The 1,001-nt window shown below is 45.6% G+C and carries 1 protein-coding gene; it reads right to left on the reverse strand.

Features of this window, described 5'->3' with window-relative positions:
* A partial coding sequence (locus CAG69_RS03655; protein WP_161442774.1) for an OmpA family protein occupies nucleotides 1–976 on the reverse strand: 976 nt, incomplete at its 3' end.
* Between the last annotated feature and the right edge of the window lie 25 nt (nucleotides 977–1,001).

Raw genomic sequence — 1,001 nt, forward strand, 5'->3', positions numbered from 1 at the left:
GCTCTTGGTATTCAAACGAAGGAACCACAACCTCTACGCGACGGTTTTTCTCACGACCTTCACGAGTGCTGTTGTCAGCAACTGGGTTTTCTTCACCCATGCCTTTCACAGTTAAACGATCTGAGTCAATGCCTGCAGCAGTTAGGTAATCCGCAACAGATTGAGCACGACGCTCAGACAGTTTTTGGTTGTATGCCGCAGGGCCTGAGCTATCCGTGTAACCAGTAATCTCTACTTGAGCTTGAGGATATTCGTTCAAGAATGAAACAAAGTTGTCCAGACGTTCAGAAACGGAATCTGTTAACTTAGCACTATCGAATTCAAACGTACCTGTACCGTACTCTTCTTTGTGCACCTTGCTCATCATCACTGGTTCTGGATCTGGCTCGATCACTTCTTCCGTTACAACTGCTGCAACAACTGGAGCTGCTGCGAATTTGTAGTTAACACCGATACCAAAGAAGTTAGCATCCATGTCGTCCCACACGTCGTCAGACATGTCTTGGTAGCGTTGGTATTCAGCGCGAACACTCCAGTTTCTATCGATCGAGTATTCAGCCCCCAAAGAACCTGTTGGGACAAAGTCTGTTTCGTCATCAGACATCATGTAAGCACCACCGATCTTAGCAAACAAGTTCCAAGATTCGTTTAAGTGCCAGTTGAATTTAGGTGCAAGTGTTAAAGCCGTTAGATTGCCGTCAATCGTATTAACCGTGTTAGCCCCTGACATCGAGTTAGCTTTGTAGTCGCCTAAGAAGTCTACGCCGTACTCTAGCCCAATGATATCGGTAAAGTCATAACCGATATGTAGTCCTGCACCGAACGCTTCATCATCACAAGGGCTATTTAGATAGCAAGCGTCGTCAAGTGTAGTCATGCCTACTTTGCCCCCGATATACATTTCAGCTTGAGCAGAGTTTAAAAGCGCGCTACTACCAGCTACCACTGCTGCTACTGCAATTGCTACTTTGTTCATAATGTTTCCTTGTATTGATTGCATA

Source organism: Vibrio sp. V43_P6S15P86 (assembly GCF_009904725.1).
GTDB classification, from domain to species: Bacteria; Pseudomonadota; Gammaproteobacteria; order Enterobacterales; family Vibrionaceae; genus Vibrio; species Vibrio diabolicus.